Genomic DNA, 17,657 nt, shown 5'->3' with positions numbered 1-17,657 from the left:
GACACTCAGGCTGACTTGTGCCGCGTGGACGAGGAGGCCCCCTCGGGTCCAACGAGCGTTGCACGCGGCGTAAGTCACGCCGTCCGGCCATGACCCCGGAGCGGCACCCGGCCACCACCGCAACCACCCAGCCCGTCCGGCGCTTGAGGACAAAACCGACCACCGGGCGGCACCGGCACCGGCACCAGCACCGGCCACCGGCAACCCGCAACCCGCAACCCCTCAACCGCCAGGGGCAACAAGCCCCGACTCGTACGCGAAAATGACCGCCTGCGCCCTGTCCCGCAGCCCCAACTTCGCCAGCACCCGGCCGAGATGCGTCTTCACCGTCTGTTCCGCGAGGACCAGGTGGTGCGCGATCTCCTGGTTCGACAGGCCCCGCGCGATCAGCTCCAGGACCTCCGTCTCGCGCGGCGTCAGCCCCTTCAGCCGCAGCGACCGGTCCTTGCGCGGCGCCGGCCGCTGCTGGGCGAAGTCCGCGATCAGGCGGCGCGTCACGGACGGCGCCAGCAGCGCCTCGCCCGCCGCGACCACGCGGACCGCCGAGATCAGGTCCGCCGGCGGCGCGTCCTTGAGGAGGAACCCGGAGGCGCCCGCGCGCAGCGCCTCGTACACGTAGTCGTCCACGTCGAACGTCGTCAGCATCAGCACCTTCGGCCGGTGCACCACCCCCACCGGCGGATCCAGCAGTGCCCGCGCCGCCGCCAGGCCGTCCATCTCCGGCATCCGGACGTCCATCAGGACCACGTCGGGGTGGGTGTTACGGCTCACCTCGACGCCCTGGCGCCCGTCCGGCGCCTCGCCGACCACGTCGATGTCGGCCTGCGCCGACAGCAGCGCGGCGAACCCCGCCCGCACCATGGCCTGGTCGTCGACGATGATCACGCGGATGGTCAAGACGGGTCCTTCGCGGTCGGGTCGAGGAGGGGGGCCGGTGAAAGCGGCAGCCTCGCGGCGACCCGGAACCCGCCGTTCGCCAGCGGTCCGGTGTCCAGCGTGCCGCCGGTCAACCGTACGCGTTCGCGCATACCGATCAGCCCGTGGCCCGTGCCGGAACTCTCCAGCGGCGAGGTGCGCGCGGTCGCCGGCCCGTTGACGACCAGAACGGTCAGCCAGTGGGCGTCCCCCGTCACCGAGACGCGGGTCGGCGCCTCGGGCGCGTGCCGTACGACGTTGGACAGGGCCTCCTGGATGATGCGGTACGCGGAGAGGTCCACGGACGGCGGGACGGGCCCGAGGTCCGCCGCGAGGGACAGCTCGGCCGGGATCCCGGCCCGTACGGTGGCCTCGACGAGTTGCTGTACGCGATTCAGCCCCGGCTGCGGCGTCCGCTCGCTCGTCGAGCCGTCGCTGCGCAGCACCGCCAGCAGCCGCCGCATCTCGGTCAGCGACTCCCGCGCGGCGGCGGCGATCGTGGAGAACTCCTCGCGCGCCGCGTCGGACAGCCCGTCGATCCGGTACGGCGCCGAGTCGGCCTGCACCGTGATCACGGACATGTGGTGGGCGACGACGTCGTGCAACTCCCGTGCGATACGGGCCCGTTCCTCCAGCAGTGTGCGCTGCGCGCGTTCGACCTCGCTGATCGTCTCCTGCTCGACCAGTCTGCGCTGGGCGTCACCGCGCTCGCGCAGTGAGCCCGTGACGAGCAGGACGATGCCGCTGAGCACGAACAGCAGGAGATGGACGCCGTCGCTGTGCTCCTGCGAGATCAGTTCGAAGACCAGCCCCGTCGCTCCGGTCGCGAGCCAGACGGCGAGGAGCGTACGGCGCGGCTCGCGCAGCCCCAGGCACACCATCAGCAGGAGGTAGCCGACGACGACCGTCGGTGTCCACGGCCAGGACCGGCCGTCGAGGCCGTCCGCCGAGGTCAGGAGCAGCACCGCGCCGACGATGTCGGCGCCGAGGACGATCCACCACGCCTGGAGCGGCCGGGTCACGGCGAGCAGCAGCGGCGCGGCCTGCGCGGTGGCGAGCGCCCCGGCCCAGCCGCCGTCCAGCCCGTAGTCCTGGACGAGCACGGTCACCGTGACGGGCAGCAGCGAGACGGCGAAGCCGAAGGCGAGCACGTACGGGAGGAAGCGCTGCCAGCGCTTGGCGGCGTGGGCCAGCAGCGGTTCGGTGGAGACGGCCGGGGTGCGCAGGGCGGTGGCGAGCGAGCGCAGCGACTCGCGGGCGCGGGGCGCGGGGGGAGGTGGTTCTTCGGTACTCATGGCCGGTCCAGCGTATGCAGCGCGCGTACCGGGCGGCGTCATACCCAGGAGCCACCATCGGGCTCATACCCCGGTAGGGGGGCCCGGTCACGGCGGCCACGGGCGTCACAGCTCGGCGAGCAGCTCCGCCTTCTTCGCGCTGAACTCGTCGTCCGTCACCAGCCCCGCGTCGTGCAGCTCCCCGAGATGCCGGATCCGCTCGGCGATGTCGGCGGGGTCGGGCCGGGCCGACGCCGGTACGGGCACCGGGACGGAACCGGGCCCGGCGGACACGGCGGGGCCGGCGCCCGATGTCCGTACGGCGGCCAGCACCGCCGCCGCGAACGGCAGCGACTCGTGGACCGGCCCGTAGCCGAGGCCGAAGACCACCGTCGCCGGGTCGTGGTCGGCCTGCGCGGGCTGTCGCCGGTCGTCCCGGCGCAGCAGCCGCAGGTAGCCGTCGAAGACCTCGGGGGAGCGCCACTCGACCCCGCACAGCTCCGAGACGCCGAACCTCTGGTCGCCCGCCTTCCACTTCGCCGACGAGGCACCGGTCCAGAACCAGCGGAAGGACACCTTGGACCCGTCGAAGGACGCCTTGCCGTCGTACGCCTTGAAGTTCAGGGGGGCCGGGGGAGCGGCCACCAGGAAGCGGTCGGCAGGCTCCTTCTCGTCCAGCGGCGCGGTCCCGGCGAGGGCGGTGCGCAACTCGTCCGCGTAGTACTCCGCGAGCGTCTCGCGCTCCGCGGGCAGCACCAGCCGGTAGGGATCGCCGGAGTCCTTGAGCTGTCCCGCCGCCGCCTCCATCAACGGGTCGGCGCCCGGCCTGGGTACGGCGTGCAGCACCACTGTCCCGCGCTTGCCCGGGGAGAGCGTCACCGACGCCAACGCCTTGTGCGGTACGCGCCGTTCGCGCAGTGCCTGGAAGAGCTTTGGCGTGCGTATCCCCCGTTCGAAGCGGATGAGCACGGAGTCGCTTTCGAACTCCCAGGTGGCATGAATTCCGGCCAGCACATCACCCATGTGCCTTATCGTATGCCGCGAATGCCCACACGTCGCCACCCCGGCCCGCCGAGTTCTACGCGCGTCAGATCACTTCGTCGCCGGAGATTCCGCTCCGGCAGCCGTCACCGGCGTCCGCACAACTGGTGTTCCGGTACGAACCGACCCCGATGTCCGCGAAGTTCTCCAGGCTCTCCGTGCCCGGCTCGAAATAGCCGCCGTGACCGACCGCGCCCCGCGCGGACAGCACCCGCGCGCCGAAGCCCGGCGTCACCGGATCGGCGCCGTGGCCGAGCCCGCCGACCTTCAGATAGGGCAGGATCTGGACCCAGTCGTCCTGGTCGCGCATCGCCCAGACGCGGGCGTGGGTGTGCAGCTGTCCCGCCGACCCGACCCGCATGCCGGGGCTGCCCGCGACCGCCACGTCCGTGACGCGGGCGGGCAGTTGGCGCGCGGCGACGCCGCACACCACGGAGCCGTAGCTGTGGCAGATCAGCGAGACCCGCGAGTCGCCGGGCAGCGCGGAGGTGAGCGCGTTGAGCCGTGCGGCGCCGTCCGAGGCCAGCCTGCCGGTCAGCGCGTCCATGCCGATACCGGAGGGCGCGGTGTAGTCGGCCCAGGCGATGACGGCGGTACGGGCACGGGGCGCGGCGGCCCGCTCCGCGGCGTACAGCGACTTGGCCATGCCGACCGGCGCGGTGTAGTGGCGTTCGGTCCGCTCGAACGTCAGCAGGTTCGTGTCGACGCCCGGCACGACCACCGAGACGCGGCGGGCGCTGCCGAGATCGCCGAAGACCTCGGCGGCGCGGCCGTTGCCGGTCGGGTCGAAGGCGAGGATGCTGCGTCCGGCGCCCGCCAACGACTGGAAGCGGTGCATCCGCCGGGTCGTCTGGTGACGGCCGTCGGCGGACAGTCTGGCGTCCCGCATCCGTTGGCGTTCGACGTCACGTGCCTGGAGCGCGGCCAGCCGGTTGGCCCGGTAGCGCAGCGTCAGGGGCGCGCCGTTGAGATTGCCCACCACGAGGGGGTGGCGGTCGGCGAGCCGGACCCGTTGCGCGGCGCTGAGCGAGGCGAAGAACGCGGCCAGCCGTCCCGGCGACGCCGCGGGATCCGGCAGACGGCGGGCCCCGACGCGGTCCTTCTCCCAGGCCGAGAGCGCTCTTTCGCGCACCGTGCCCCGCTCACCGTGCTGCTGGAGCGCGGTCCAGCCACCACTCGCCAGCATCACGAAGACCACAGCGAGTGCCAGCAGGGTGCGCCACGCGGTGAGGGACGGGGAGGAGTCGAAGGAAGTCACTGCCGGACACAGTAGGAGACGTACGGAGACACTCGATGCGAGCGTGAGCCAGATCACTCCCTATGGAGGGGCGAACTGGCGTTTGTTCACGCTCCGTCGGGGTAGCGCGCACGCTTCGGAGCGTCCATGTGGCGTGCGTAACAGGGCGTTAGGTGTGAATCGGCCTCGCGTGAGGGTGCGCCGAGCCCCGACGGTGACTCCGGGTGAGTGGCGTTACCAGTGACCATAACCGGCCAAATCGCCCGACCGGCCTCGGTTGTCGACGGCGCGCTCGTGGGCTACTGGGAGGACGCCGGCATCCCGATGCCGCTGGACCGGTCCCTGGAACAGGCGGCCGAGATCGGTGTCGCCCCGCCCGAACCGCCCGAGGCGCCCGGCGTGGCGCCGGACGTCTTCGACGGGATCACCGGAGTCATGCGGGACACCTTCGTGTCCGGGATGAGCCCGGCGTCCGACGCGCCGCCGGGCGGCGTCGGCGTCAACACGGCGCGATTCAGCGCGACGGCCCCGCCCTGACATCCCGGCGGGGCCGTCGCCTGTTCGGGTGGAGTCAGGCAAGATCCTCTTCCCGTGGAGCGGGCCGCCGGGCCAGAGTGCGGACAACTGATCAGCACCACACGGGGGTTCACCATCATGCGTACAGCCACGCGCACAGCCATGCGTTCGAATACGCGTACGACGACGCCTGTCACCCTGCTCGCGGCGGCCACCCTGGCCGCCGCCACGGCCCTGCTGCCGGCCGCGACACCCACCGCCGCGGCCGTCGCCGCCCCGCGCGGCACCTGCGGACCCGGCGAACTCTGTCTGTGGGGGAAACCGGATTTCCGGGGAGCCCGGCAGACGCACGAACTGTTCCGCACCGAGATCCAGAACTGCGTCCCACTGCCGCCCGGCACCGACGCCCAGTCCCTGGTCAACCGCATCGGACGGCCCGTGACCACGTACCAGTCGCACGAGTGCGAGGAGACGGGCGAGTTCGAGACCTACCCCGGCGACGGCACCTGGGTTCCCCAGTCGCCCTACCGCGTACGGGCCTTCAAGGTCTGGGAGCGCTGAGCGGGGGTACCCGAGGTTTCAGACAGCCCACATCCACCGACACAGGGAGTGATGATGACGGGCTTCGGAAACACCAGGACACGCAAGCACCCTCGTTCACGCGGCCGGATGGGGTCGCGGAACGGGACGGACCGCGTGACCATCGGAATAGTCGGTCTGGTCTTCGCCGTCGCGGGCCTGTTCGTACTGTCGGTCGTCCTCGGCCCGCTGGCCATCGTGCTCGGCTGGCTGGGCATGGGCCGGCGGTGGAGCACCGCGTACGTTCCGGCGGTGATCGCCTTCGTGCTCGGTATCGTCGACACCGTACTGGCGCTCATGTGGCTGGTCTGACCGGCCACTTCGGTACCCACCACAGGAACGGACAGCGCGATCGGACCGGTGTGCGGCCGGCTGTCGTACCGTCGCCCTCCCGTGCTCGACCCGGGCAGGGCGGCCCCCGACAGCCGGCCCACCTCCGCGCGCGGCCCCCGCATCTCCTCGGTCAGCGGCTCGATCGCGGCCGTCGGCCGCGAACTCCCTCCACGGCCGGAAAGAGCGGGGAACGTGACGACCGGCCGGGACCGTCCCCCCACCGCTTTCCACGAGCGGTGGCCGGCCCCGTACCCACGGGACCGGCCACCGGCCGCGTACTGCTCACCACTCGCTACGCGTCGCCGCCCGCGGCGCCCGGGTCCGCCGCCGTCACGTCCAGCAGCTGGTAGCGGTCCACCGCCTGCTTCAGCACCGAGCGGTCCACCTTGCCCTCCCGGGCCAGCTCCGTGAGCACCCCGAGAGCGATCGACTCCGCGTCGATGTGGAAGAACCGGCGGGCCGCGCCACGCGTGTCCGCGAAGCCGAAACCGTCCGCGCCCAGCGACTGGTACGTCCCCGGCACCCAGCGCGAGATCTGGTCGGGCACCGCGCGCATCCAGTCCGAGACCGCGACGAACGGGCCCTCGGCGTCGGAGAGTTTGCTCGTCACGTACGGAACGCGCTGCTCCTCCTCCGGGTGGAGCAGGTTGTGCCGCTCCACGTCGACGGCGTCACGGCGCAGCTCGTTCCACGACGTCGCCGACCAGACGTCCGCGCGCACGTCCCACTGCTCGGCGAGGATCCGCTGCGCCTCGACGGCCCACGGCACGGCCACACCGGACGCCAGGATCTGCGCCGGGATCGAGCCCCGCTCGCCCCGCTTGAAGCGGTAGATGCCCTTGAGGATGCCCTCGGCGTCCACGTTCTCGGGCTCGGCCGGGTGCTGGATCGGCTCGTTGTAGACCGTGAGGTAGTAGAAGACGTTCGGGTCCTCGCCCGGGTGCGGCTGCCCGTACATCCGGCGCAGCCCGTCCTCCATGATGTGCGCGATCTCGTAGCCGAACGCCGGGTCGTAGCTGACACAGCCCGGGTTCGTCGAGGCGAGCAACTGCGAGTGCCCGTCCGCGTGCTGGAGACCCTCACCGGTCAGAGTCGTACGACCGGCGGTCGCGCCCAGCACGAAACCGCGCGCCAACTGGTCAGCCATCTGCCAGAACTGGTCGCCGGTCCGCTGGAAACCGAACATCGAGTAGAAGACGTACACCGGGATCAGCGGCTCGCCGTGCGTCGCGTACGCCGAACCCGCGGCGATCAGCGACGCCGTGCAGCCCGCCTCCGAGATGCCGTCGTGCAGCATCTGGCCGGTCGGCGACTCCTTGTAGGCGAGGAGCAGTTCACGGTCGACCGACTCGTACTGCTGGCCAAGCGGGTTGTAGATCTTCGCGCTCGGGAAGAACGCGTCCATGCCGAACGTGCGGTACTCGTCCGGCGCGATCAGCACGAAACGCTTGCCGATCTCCTTGTCCCGCATGAGGTCCTTCAGCACCCGCACGAACGCCATGGTCGTGGCGATCGACTGCTGACCCGACCCCTTCTTCGCGGCCGCGTACGTCTTGTCGCCGGGCAGCGCCAGGGCCTTCGACCGCACGACGCGGGTCGGCACATAACCGTCCAGGCTCTTGCGGCGGTCGTGCATGTACTGGATCTCTTCCGAGTCCTTGCCCGGGTGGTAATACGGCGGCTGCCCGTCCTCCAGCTGCTTGTCCGTGATCGGCAGGTGCAGCCGGTCACGGAAGCCCTTCAGGTCGGCGACCGTCAGCTTCTTCATCTGGTGCGTCGCGTTGCGGCCCTCGAAGTTCGGACCCAGCGTCCAGCCCTTCACGGTCTGCGCGAGGATCACCGTCGGCTGGCCCTTGTGCGCCTTCGCCGCCGCGTACGCCGCGTACACCTTCTTGTGGTCGTGGCCGCCGCGCCCCAGATGCAGGATCTGCTCGTCCGTCATGCCGTCGACCATGGCGCGCAGCCGCTGGTCGTCACCGAAGAAGTGCTCGCGGATGTACGCGCCGGTCTCCGTCGCGTACGTCTGGAACTGCCCGTCCGGCGTGGTGTTCAGCCGGTTCACCAGCACACCGTCGCGGTCCTGCGCCAGCAGCGGGTCCCAGGAGCGGTCCCAGACCAGCTTGATGACATTCCAGCCGGCCCCGCGGAACTGCGACTCCAGCTCCTGGATGATCTTGCCGTTGCCGCGCACCGGGCCGTCGAGCCGCTGCAGATTGCAGTTGACGACGAAGGTGAGATTGTCCAGACCCTCACGGGCCGCGATCGACAGCTGGCCCAGCGACTCCGGCTCGTCCATCTCGCCGTCGCCCAGATACGCCCACACATGCGACCGGGAGGTGTCGGCGATGCCGCGCGCCTCCATGTAGCGGTTCATCCGCGCCTGGTAGATCGCACCGAGGGGGCCGAGGCCCATCGAGACGGTCGGGAACTCCCAGAAGTCCGGCATCAGCCGCGGATGCGGATAGCTGGACAGCCCGTCCGGGGCCTTCGACTTCTCCTGGCGGAAGGCGTCGAGCCGCGCCTCGCTGAGCCGGTCCAGCAGGAAGGCGCGGGCGTAGATGCCCGGGGACGCGTGCCCCTGGAAGAAGATCTGGTCGCCGCCGTCACCGGCGTCCTTGCCCCGGAAGAAGTGGTTGAAGCCCACGTCGTACAGGGAGGCGGAGGACGCGAAGGTGGCGATATGACCGCCGACGCCGATCCCGGGGCGCTGCGCGCGGGAGACCATCACCGCGGCGTTCCAGCGGGTCGCGTTGAGGACCTTCCGCTCGATCTCCTCGTTGCCGGGGAAGAACGGCTCGTCCTTGGTGGCGATCGTGTTGACGTAGTCGGTGCTGCGCATCTCGGGCACGGCCACGCGCTTCTCGCGTGCGCGCTCGATCAGACGGAGCATGAGATAGCGGGCGCGCTCACGCCCCCGTTCGTCGACGGCGGCATCGAGCGAGTCGAGCCACTCCTGGGTCTCCTCGGGATCAAAGTCCGGGACCTGGCTGGGAAGGCCGCCAATGATGATCGGGTTGCGATCGGATCCGGAAGCCACACTTTTCCTTCGCTGTTCGGGTCGTGTCGCGCCTCGCGTCCGGGCCGGTCCCGGTCGTCCGACCGGTCACGTCATCCATGCGGGGCACGCCTGTGGGTCCTGCGGGTACATCTGCTGTGGGTGCGTCTGCTGTCGGTGGAGCTTGCCTCTGTGCCGCCAGGGAACAGGCGCGGGAAGCGGGCCGTACGGCGTATCCATCGTGTACCGCGGCGACGGAAACGTCACCTCTACCGAGGGGTAACCCTCACACTGCGACGAATTCCGCGCGATCACGTCGCCCGCTTGGTCGTCCGCCGTGTTCCGGGTCCGGCCAAATCGCAATCTTACGCCCAAGGCGACTATGCGTTTCGTTCGGCCGTTCGGACCCGATTGGCGTACCGAAGCCGCGTAGAATGACAAACGGGTAGGAAACTCCTGGCGGCCGTCACCACCCGTGTTATCGGGGTGTCAGGAGATGCGATGAAGCAGCCCGGAACGTACCCGTTTCGGCGGTCTCGGCCGTCGGGTACTTGCGCGATCCGCCCGGCCCGTGTGGACTACGGCCAGCACCCCGCGTACGCGCGTGGCTGAAGCATTTTCCGAAACATGATCAGGAGGCAATCCGTGAGCGCGACCGCGGACCACGCGGAGGAACGAACCAACACTGCCGCGAGGCTTGGGTTCGAACCCGGACAGGTGGTCCAGGAGATCGGCTACGACGACGACGTCGAGCAGGAGCTCCGTGAGTCCATCGAGGCCGTCATCGGCCAGGAGCTCGTCGACGAGGACTACGAGGACGTGGCCGACGCCGTCGTTCTGTGGTTCCGCGACGACGACGGCGACCTGACGGACGCGCTGGTGGACGCCATCGGCCTCATCGAGGAGGGCGGAGCGGTCTGGCTGCTGACGCCCAAGACAGGCCGTGACAACTACGTCGAGCCCAGCGACATCAACGAGGCCGCCCAGACCGCCGGCCTGGCGCAGACCAAGAGCATCAACGCCGGCAAGGACTGGACGGGCAGCCGGCTGGTCACGCCCAAGGCGGCGGCGAAGTCCAAGCGCTGAGAACCGGCGCCGCATCCGAGCGCGAAAGCCGAAGCGGCAGCCTGGCAGACATGCCTCGCAAGCCTCGCACGCACTGACGGCCCCCGTCGGCATCCGCCGCCGGGGGCCCTTGCGTAGGGTGGTGCGGACCGGAGAGGACGAGGGGGCGTGCGGCACATGACGGGAACGGGACGGACGGGGATCGAGGCCGGCGGCGTGGCGCCGGACTTCACCCTGAAGGACAACCACGGGCGGACGGTACGGCTCTCCGACTTCCGGGGCGGCGCGACCGTTCCCGACGGCGACGCCAGTGGTGGGGAGGGCGGGGACGGCGGCAGGAACGTGGTGCTGCTCTTCTACCCGTTCGCCTTCACCGGCGTCTGCACCGGCGAGCTCCACGCGCTCCGCGACGAACTTCCCACCTTCGTCAACGACGACACCCAGCTGCTCGCCGTCTCCACCGACTCCATCCACACCCTGCGGATCTTCGCCGAGCAGGAGGGCCTGGAGTACCCGCTGCTCTCTGACTTCTGGCCGCACGGGCAGACCTCACGGGCCTACGGGATCTTCGACGAGGACAAGGGCTGCGCGCTGCGCGGCACCTTCATCATCGACAAGGCGGGCATCGTGCGCTGGTCGGTCGTCAACGCCCTGCCGGACGCGCGTGACCTCGACGACTACGTCAAGGCCCTCGCTGCTCTGTGACGACAACTCGCCACTCGTGGGCGCGGTCTCACGGGAAAACCCTTGTGGGAGCGGGGTTGTCCCCCGTAAACCGTACAAGGGGCGGGAACCGGTCACTAGGATCCAGTCGTTGATCCGATGCCAATTGCACCAGGGGGCGTGCGACGCACGGCGACGGCCGCCGAAGTGGCCGGGGCCGGGGCCGCCCGCTCCTGTGACACTCATCAAGGGAGGACTCGTGGGAGTCAGCCTCAGCAAGGGCGGAAACGTCTCGCTGACCAAGGCCGCGCCCAACCTGACCGCGGTCACCGTGGGTCTGGGCTGGGACGTCCGCACGACCACCGGTAACGATTTCGACCTCGACGCCAGCGCCCTGCTGACGAATTCCGAGGGCAAGGTCACCGGCGACGGAAACTTCGTCTTCTTCAACAATCTCAAGAGCCCCGACGGCTCGGTCGAGCACACCGGCGACAACACCACCGGTGAGGGCGAGGGCGACGACGAGGCGATCAAGGTCAACCTCGCCGGCGTCCCCGCGGACATCGACAAGATCGTGTTCCCGGTCTCGATCTACGAGGCGGAGAACCGCCAGCAGTCCTTCGGCCAGGTGCGCAACGCGTTCATCCGCGTCGTCAACCAGGCGGACAACAACGAACTGGCGCGGTACGACCTGACGGAGGACGCGTCGACCGAGACCGCGATGGTCTTCGGAGAGCTTTACCGAAATGGCGCCGAGTGGAAGTTCCGCGCCATCGGACAGGGGTATGCCTCTGGCCTGCGTGGCATCGCGCAGGACTTCGGCGTCAACGTCTGAGCCGCTGGTCCGTCCGTCCGGCGCCGCACATTCGAGCACCTCCGAATGCGGCGCCGGACGCGCTTCACCGTGCGGGTTCAGGCCCGTACACGCACCACGTACGAGCACCAGGTACCGGCACGACACGCTCCACGTACCGGCACGACACGTTCCACGTACCGGCACGAGACGCACGAACGCACCACGAGTACGGCGTCAGGCGCGCCGTGCCCGGCTTCACGTCATTCCGGGGAGGACTCATCATGGGCGTCACACTCGCCAAGGGGGGCAATGTCTCCCTCTCCAAAGCCGCACCGAACCTCACTCAGGTGTTGATCGGTCTCGGCTGGGACGCGCGCTCCACCACCGGAGCGCCGTTCGACCTCGACGCCAGCGCACTGCTCTGCCAGTCTGGGCGCGTGCTCGGCGACGAGTGGTTCATCTTCTACAACAACCTCACCAGCCCCGACGGCTCCGTCGAACACACGGGCGACAATCTGACCGGTGAGGGCGACGGCGACGACGAGTCCCTGCTGGTCAACCTCCCCGCCGTCCCCGCGAATGTCGACAAGATCATCTTCCCGGTGTCGATCCATGACGCCGACGCCCGCGGCCAGACCTTCGGCCAGGTCAGCAACGCGTTCATCCGCGTCGTCAACCAGGCGGACGGCCAGGAACTCGCCCGCTACGACCTGACGGAGGACGCCTCGACGGAGACCGCGATGATCTTCGGCGAGCTCTACCGCTACGGGGGCGAATGGAAGTTCCGAGCCGTGGGACAGGGGTACGCGTCGGGTCTGCGGGGCATCGCTCTAGACTTCGGGGTCAACGTTTCGTAAAGCAGTGCTCAGCGCGGGGGAAAACCCGTTAACACCAGATGGGGTAGCCAGTGATCCTGAAAACCTTCGGCTGGTCGTTCGCCATCACGGCGGCCGGCCTTGCCTTCGCGGCCTGGCAGTGGGGGTGGGAGGCGTTCGGGATCGTACTGATCCTGTCGATCCTTGAGATCTCGCTGTCGTTCGACAACGCCGTTGTCAATGCCGGGATCTTGAAGAAGATGAATGCCTTCTGGCAGAAGATCTTCCTCACCATCGGCATCCTGATCGCCGTGTTCGGAATGCGGCTGGTGTTTCCCGTCGCCATCGTGGCCATCAGCGCCAAGGTCGGTCCCATCGAGGCCGTCCAGTTGGCGTTGGACAAGCCCGAACAGTACGAGGCACTGGTCACCGACGCGCACCCGGCCATCGCCGCCTTCGGTGGCATGTTCCTGTTGATGATCTTCCTGGACTTCATTCTCGAAGACCGTGACATCAAGTGGCTCGCCTGGCTGGAGCGCCCGCTGGCCAAGCTCGGCAAGGTCGACATGCTGTCGGTCTGCGTCGCGCTCGTCATCCTGCTCATCACGGCCATGACGTTCGCCACCAACGCGCACACCAGTACCGGTTACGAGGACAAGTCGGCCACCGTACTGCTCTCCGGTGTCGCGGGTCTGGTCACCTATCTCGTCGTCAACGGGCTCTCCAGCTTCTTCGAGAACAAACTCGAAGAGGAAGAGGAACGGGAACACGAGGAGGAGGAGAAGGCCAAGGCCGAAGGCAAGCAGGTCTCGGCCGTCGGCCTCGCCGGCAAGGCCGCGTTCTTCCTCTTCCTCTACCTCGAAGTCCTGGACGCCTCCTTCTCCTTCGACGGAGTCATCGGCGCCTTCGCCATCACGAACCACATCTTCTGGATGGCGCTCGGCCTCGGTATCGGCGCGATGTACGTCAGGTCGCTCACCGTCTACCTCGTCCGCCAGGGCACTCTCGACGACTACGTCTACCTCGAGCACGGCGCGCACTACGCGATCGGCGCGCTCGCCGCGATCCTGCTCATCACGATCGAGCACGAGATCCACGAGATCATCACCGGTCTCGTCGGCATCGTGCTGATCGCCGCATCCTTCTGGTCATCTGTGGTCCGCAACAAGCGAGTTGCGGCTGAAGGTGGCGAGGATTCGCAGGACAAGACAACAGTCCATGTCTGAGTCCGCCTCCTGGGTGTGACCAGGAGGGGATAGCGGGAACGCTCTGAAGCGGGGCGGCCTGAGGCGGAAGCCTTCCGGCCGCCCCGCTGTTCACGTTCTGTACGGCTTCGACGTGGCGCTCGTGCGGTGCCGTACGGAGTCCTGCCGGGCGTCCGACGAGTAGGAAATGATGGGGGTGGGGTGGGGATGGCTTTCTGGGACAACCTATGGCGAAGCAAAGCCTCGCAATTCGATTCGGGAAACTCCTCGACGAACTCGATCGAGCTGACCAAGCGCAATCCGTCCGTCTCGCTGACCAAGCAGGGGGCGGCCACCGGGAACCTACGGGTCAACCTGTCGTGGCGGATGCGCACGTCGGACATCGAGGGACGGTCGAGGCAGGGCGGTGGCCTGCTGCGGCACCCGTTCAAGCTGTTCAAGCCCGAAGTGGTCCAGGCGCACACCCTGGGTGTGGTCAACGTCGACCTCGACATCGGCTGCATGTACGAACTGGTCGACGGCAGCAAGGGTGTTGTACAGCCACTGGGCGGATTCTTCGGCAGTCTGAACGAGCCGCCGTACATCAAACTCAGTGGCGACGACCGCTTCGGCGCCCCGTCCGGCGAGACGATATTCATCAACCTCGACCACCGGGAAGAGATCAAACGGCTGCTGGTCTTCGTCTACATCTACGACCGCACCCCGGCCTTCGACCGGACCCACGCCAACGTCACGCTCTACCCGAGCAACGGCCCGCGCGTCGAGATCGAACTGGACGAGCGGGCGCCGCAGGCCCGGTCCTGCGCGGTGTTCTCGCTGGAGACCGTCAAGGGCGATCTGGTGGTGCGGCGCGAGGTGAAATTCGTGTACGGCTTCCAGGCGGAGCTGGACCGGCTGTACGGGTGGGGCCTGCAGTGGGGGCGGGGCTACAAGACGAAGACCTGAGCGGCCGGCGTGTGGACTGTGTGCCGGCCGCGGGGGCGCCCGCGGTGCCACCCGGGGTGGTGCGGGCCGCGGCGGGCGGCTACGGCCGTACGAACTGCGGTCCCATCGGCGGCAGCCGGAAATTCGGGTCCGGCGCGGGAGCCGCCGCCGCGGCCGGCTGCGGATAGCCGTACGCGGGAGCCACCTGCGGCACCGGCGGTGCCGACGGCGGCTGCGGACCCGGCGCGGGGGCGTGCGGATAGCCGTAGGCGGGCTGCGCCGACGCGGGCTGCGGATAGCCGTAGGCCGGCTGGGCGGCCGCGGGCTGCGGATAGCCGTAGCCGGACTGCCCCTGCGGCTGGTCCGGGAAGTGCGGCTGCCGCGCGGGCGGCATGGGCGCCGCCTGCGGCCCGCCGCGCACCGCGACGTGCTGTGCGGGCCCGCTGGGGATCAGGGCGGTCACGCCCTCCGAGCCGTCCGCTCCTGGCGCCGACCCGTCGGCACCTTCCGTTTCGTCGACCGAGATGCCGAAGGCCGTCGCCAGCCCGATCAGCCCGGTCGGATAGCCCTGGCCCACGGCCCGGAACTTCCAGTGGTCACCGCGCCGGTAGAGCTCGCCGCAGATGATCGCGGTCTCCTCGCCGGTCTCCGGGCGCACATCGAAGACGGCCAGCGGGTCGCCGTCGGCCTGGGCCGCGTCGTACAGCAGCACCCGCAGGTCGTGGACGTGCTGAAAACTCGCCCCGTCCGACGACGCCGCGAGCACCACCTGGTCGACGCTCGGGTCGAGTGCGGCCAGATCGGCCTCGACGGTGTCGGTGAAACCTTCGGGCACCTGCTTCTTCGGCAGCCGCCTGACCAGGCCCGACGGGTGACGGGGCTGGTTGTAGAAGACGAAGTCCTCGTCGGAGCGCACGCGCCCCTCGGGACCCAGTAGAAGCGCCGACGCGTCCACGTCGGGGACCCCCGCCCCCGGGGTCCAGCGCAGCACGGCCCTTACGGCCATGGCGTCGAGGGGGACGTTCGAGCCCTTCACCATCGCGTGCGTCATGGCGTTCATCCTGCCTTCCCGCAGGCCGCGCGGACAACGTGGGGGCATGGTGGAAGGAGGCCGAGCGGCGGTGAGAGAGGGGCGAGAAGTGGACGAGTTACCTGAAATTCATGCAGGTGTGGAACTCTTGTCCTACGCCCATACGTACTATTACCGGCCACATGTCAACGCGACCACCGTGGCAGTACGGGGGATGTAAATGCGTCACTTCGGGCATATTCCGCCCACTGCTCGGCAAGCGTTGTTCCATCGGGAGCCCGGTGAGTTCACCTCGGCCTCCCCGGCCCGCATGCTGTCGGCAGCCCTCGGGGCCACCCTCTACAGCCCCGCCACCAGACCGCGGCTCGCGGAGGACGTGGTCAAGCTGGCCGGTCGGGGCGTCGTGTCGATGGTGCTCTGCCTGGAGGACTCCATCGACGACTCCGAGGTCGAGTGGGCCGAGGAGAACCTGGTCCGGCAGTTCGCCGACCTCGACCGGCGGGGCGCGGAGCTGCCGCTGCTGTTCGTCCGGGTCCGTGAACCGGGCCAGATACCCGACCTCGTACGCAGGCTCGGCCCCGCCGCCCACATCTTGTCCGGATTCGTACTGCCGAAGTTCACCGAGGAGCGTGGAGTTCCCTTCCTTGAGGCACTGATTTCGGCCGAACATGAGAGCGGGCAGCGACTCTTCGCCATGCCCGTACTCGAATCGCCCGAGCTGCTGCATCTGGAGACACGGGTCGAGACGCTCACCGGCATCGCCCGCACCGTCGACAAGTACCGCGAGCGGGTGCTGGCGCTGCGGCTCGGCGTCACCGACTTCTGCTCCGCGTACGGGCTCCGCCGCTCACCCGACATGACCGCGTACGACGTACGCATCGTCTCCGCCGTCATCGCCGACGTGGTGAACGTCCTCGGCCGCTCCGACGGCACCGGCTTCACGATCACCGGCCCCGTGTGGGAGTACTTCCGACTCCACGAGCGGATGTTCAAACCGCAGCTGCGCCGCAGCCCCTTCCTCGAAGGGCGGGCCGAGGAACTGCGCACCGCCCTCATCGAGCACGACCTCGACGGACTGCTCCGCGAGATCCAGCTCGACCAGACCAACGGACTCGTCGGCAAGACCTGCATCCACCCCTCGCACGTCATGCCCGTGCACGCGCTGTCGGTGGTCAGCCACGAGGAGTTCAGCGACGCCCAGGACATCCTGCGGCCGGACCGGGGCGGGGGAGGCGTGCTTCGCTCGTCGTACACGAACAAGATGAACGAGGTGAAGCCCCACCGCGCCTGGGCCGAGCGCACCATGCAGCGCGCCGAGGTCTTCGGTGTCGCCAAGGAGGATGTCGGCTTCGTGGAGCTGCTGGCCGCCGGGCTGGTGGAGTGAGCGGGACGGGCGCCGCGGGACGCGGCCCGTACGGCGAAAGCGACAGCGGCAACGGCGGCATCAGCGGCATCAGTGGCAACGGCGGCAACGAGAACGTCGACGAGACGGCAGAGGAGAGCGGCAACGTGGTGTGGTCGGGGTCATGGGTCGCGGAACGGCTGGGCATAGAGCTCGTCGGCGGGGACGAACTGCGCGAGCTGCTGGGCCTGGCCCTGCGCCGCAACCCCAAGCGCGCCCACCTCCTCGTCTCGAACGTCCTCGGTAAACACGTCCCCCAGCGGCCCTCCGTCGTGCACGGCGCGGGCGTGGCCCTCGGCGAGCGCGTACGGGACCTGCTGGGCGACGCCGTCGGACAGACCGTGGTCCTCGGTTACGCGGAGACCGCGACCGGCCTCGGCCACTCGGTGGCCGACGGCGTGGTGGGCGCCCCGTACCTGCACTCCACCCGCCGTCCGGTGGCCGGTGTCGCCGCGGCGGGCGGCTTCGAGGAGTCCCACTCCCACGCCACCTCGCATCTGCTGCTCCCGGAGGACCCGCGGCTGCTGGCGGGCGACGGTCCACTGGTCCTCGTGGACGACGAGTTCTCCACGGGGAACACGGTGCTCAACACGATTCGCGCTCTGCACGCCCGCTACCCGCGCCGGTGGTACGTGATCGTGGCCCTCGTCGACATGCGCTCGGCCGCCGACCGGGGCCGGCTCGCGGAATTCGCCCAGGAGATCGGCGCCCGCGTCGACCTGGTGGCCATGGCCTCGGGCACGGTCGCACTCCCGCAGGACGTGCTGGCCCGAGGCCAGGCACTGGTCGCGGAGTACGAGGACGCCTCGGGACTGTGGACCGAGACCCTGAGCGGCTCCGAGACTGGGGCGGAGACGGGACTCGGCG

The 17,657-nt window shown here is 69.3% G+C and carries 17 protein-coding genes; 11 read left to right on the top strand and 6 right to left on the bottom strand.

Annotation, left to right across the window (positions count from 1 at the left end; genetic code table 11):
• Positions 1–222: 222 nt before the first annotated feature.
• The 4 genes from P3L51_RS27825 to P3L51_RS27810 all read right to left on the bottom strand — a co-directional run bounded on the left by P3L51_RS27825 (position 223) and on the right by P3L51_RS27810 (position 4,488).
• The gene (locus P3L51_RS27825; RefSeq protein ID WP_354608058.1) at positions 223–897 is read right to left on the bottom strand and encodes a response regulator; all 675 of its coding nucleotides are present in this window, start codon (positions 895–897) and stop codon (positions 223–225) included.
• The gene (locus P3L51_RS27820) at positions 894–2,210 is read right to left on the bottom strand and encodes a sensor histidine kinase (RefSeq protein WP_354608057.1); all 1,317 of its coding nucleotides are present in this window, start codon (positions 2,208–2,210) and stop codon (positions 894–896) included. The genes P3L51_RS27825 and P3L51_RS27820 overlap by 4 nt, the downstream gene beginning before the upstream one ends.
• Positions 2,211–2,315: 105 nt before the next feature.
• Positions 2,316–3,212 (bottom strand): DUF4429 domain-containing protein, encoded by an 897-nt coding sequence (locus P3L51_RS27815; RefSeq protein WP_354608056.1) that lies wholly within the window; start codon positions 3,210–3,212, stop codon positions 2,316–2,318.
• Between the two features lie 64 nt (positions 3,213–3,276).
• A complete protein-coding gene (locus P3L51_RS27810) occupies positions 3,277–4,488 on the bottom strand; it encodes an alpha/beta hydrolase (protein ID WP_354608055.1) in 1,212 nt (403 codons plus the stop codon).
• A 273-nt stretch (positions 4,489–4,761) separates the two neighbouring features.
• Here P3L51_RS27810 and P3L51_RS27805 point away from each other — a divergent pair, with 273 nt between their 5' ends.
• The 3 genes from P3L51_RS27805 (at position 4,762) to P3L51_RS27795 (ending at position 5,874) form a co-directional block, all read left to right on the top strand.
• Positions 4,762–5,004 (top strand): hypothetical protein, encoded by a 243-nt coding sequence (locus P3L51_RS27805; RefSeq protein ID WP_354608054.1) that lies wholly within the window; start codon positions 4,762–4,764, stop codon positions 5,002–5,004.
• 141 nt (positions 5,005–5,145) lie between these two features.
• Positions 5,146–5,544: a peptidase inhibitor family I36 protein gene (locus P3L51_RS27800; protein ID WP_354608053.1), complete on the top strand. Its 399-nt coding sequence runs from the start codon at positions 5,146–5,148 to the stop codon at positions 5,542–5,544.
• A 135-nt stretch (positions 5,545–5,679) separates the two neighbouring features.
• On the top strand, positions 5,680–5,874 hold the full coding sequence (locus P3L51_RS27795) for a hypothetical protein (protein ID WP_435594536.1): 195 nt from the start codon (positions 5,680–5,682) through the stop codon (positions 5,872–5,874).
• Positions 5,875–6,187: 313 nt separating this feature from the next.
• Here the strand turns inward: P3L51_RS27795 and aceE are convergent, their stop codons facing one another.
• Complete coding sequence (gene aceE / locus P3L51_RS27790; protein ID WP_354608051.1) at positions 6,188–8,932, bottom strand: pyruvate dehydrogenase (acetyl-transferring), homodimeric type; 2,745 nt, start codon at positions 8,930–8,932, stop codon at positions 6,188–6,190.
• A gap of 603 nt (positions 8,933–9,535) precedes the next feature.
• On the opposite strand from aceE, the gene P3L51_RS27785 reads away from it, so the two are divergent.
• From P3L51_RS27785 to P3L51_RS27760, 6 genes are all read left to right on the top strand, one after another.
• Entirely contained in the window at positions 9,536–9,976 is a 441-nt protein-coding gene (locus tag P3L51_RS27785) for a DUF3052 domain-containing protein (protein WP_354608050.1), read from the top strand.
• Between the two features lie 156 nt (positions 9,977–10,132).
• Positions 10,133–10,660: a peroxiredoxin gene (locus P3L51_RS27780; protein ID WP_354608049.1), complete on the top strand. Its 528-nt coding sequence runs from the start codon at positions 10,133–10,135 to the stop codon at positions 10,658–10,660.
• 217 nt (positions 10,661–10,877) lie between these two features.
• On the top strand, positions 10,878–11,453 hold the full coding sequence (locus P3L51_RS27775; RefSeq protein ID WP_354608048.1) for a TerD family protein: 576 nt from the start codon (positions 10,878–10,880) through the stop codon (positions 11,451–11,453).
• A gap of 242 nt (positions 11,454–11,695) precedes the next feature.
• The gene (locus tag P3L51_RS27770; protein WP_023542054.1) at positions 11,696–12,271 is read left to right on the top strand and encodes a TerD family protein; all 576 of its coding nucleotides are present in this window, start codon (positions 11,696–11,698) and stop codon (positions 12,269–12,271) included.
• A 50-nt stretch (positions 12,272–12,321) separates the two neighbouring features.
• Complete coding sequence (locus P3L51_RS27765) at positions 12,322–13,455, top strand: DUF475 domain-containing protein (protein ID WP_354608047.1); 1,134 nt, start codon at positions 12,322–12,324, stop codon at positions 13,453–13,455.
• A gap of 186 nt (positions 13,456–13,641) precedes the next feature.
• Positions 13,642–14,379, top strand: a complete 738-nt coding sequence (locus P3L51_RS27760; RefSeq protein WP_354608046.1) for a TerD family protein — start codon at positions 13,642–13,644, stop codon at positions 14,377–14,379.
• A gap of 79 nt (positions 14,380–14,458) precedes the next feature.
• Here P3L51_RS27760 and P3L51_RS27755 read toward each other — a convergent pair whose 3' ends face one another.
• Positions 14,459–15,409 (bottom strand): TerD family protein, encoded by a 951-nt coding sequence (locus tag P3L51_RS27755; RefSeq protein WP_435594537.1) that lies wholly within the window; start codon positions 15,407–15,409, stop codon positions 14,459–14,461.
• Positions 15,410–15,608: 199 nt separating this feature from the next.
• Between P3L51_RS27755 and P3L51_RS27750 the strand changes: the two genes are divergently transcribed.
• Positions 15,609–16,772, top strand: a complete 1,164-nt coding sequence (locus P3L51_RS27750) for an HpcH/HpaI aldolase/citrate lyase family protein (protein WP_354608044.1) — start codon at positions 15,609–15,611, stop codon at positions 16,770–16,772.
• A 125-nt stretch (positions 16,773–16,897) separates the two neighbouring features.
• Positions 16,898–17,657: phosphoribosyltransferase domain-containing protein (locus P3L51_RS27745; protein WP_354608059.1), on the top strand; the 760-nt coding region annotated here is incomplete at its 3' end.

Source organism: Streptomyces panacea, assembly GCF_040560175.1.
In the GTDB taxonomy this organism is placed as follows: Bacteria; Actinomycetota; Actinomycetes; order Streptomycetales; family Streptomycetaceae; genus Streptomyces; species Streptomyces panacea.
This window is presented reverse-complemented; position numbering and strand designations above follow the sequence as displayed.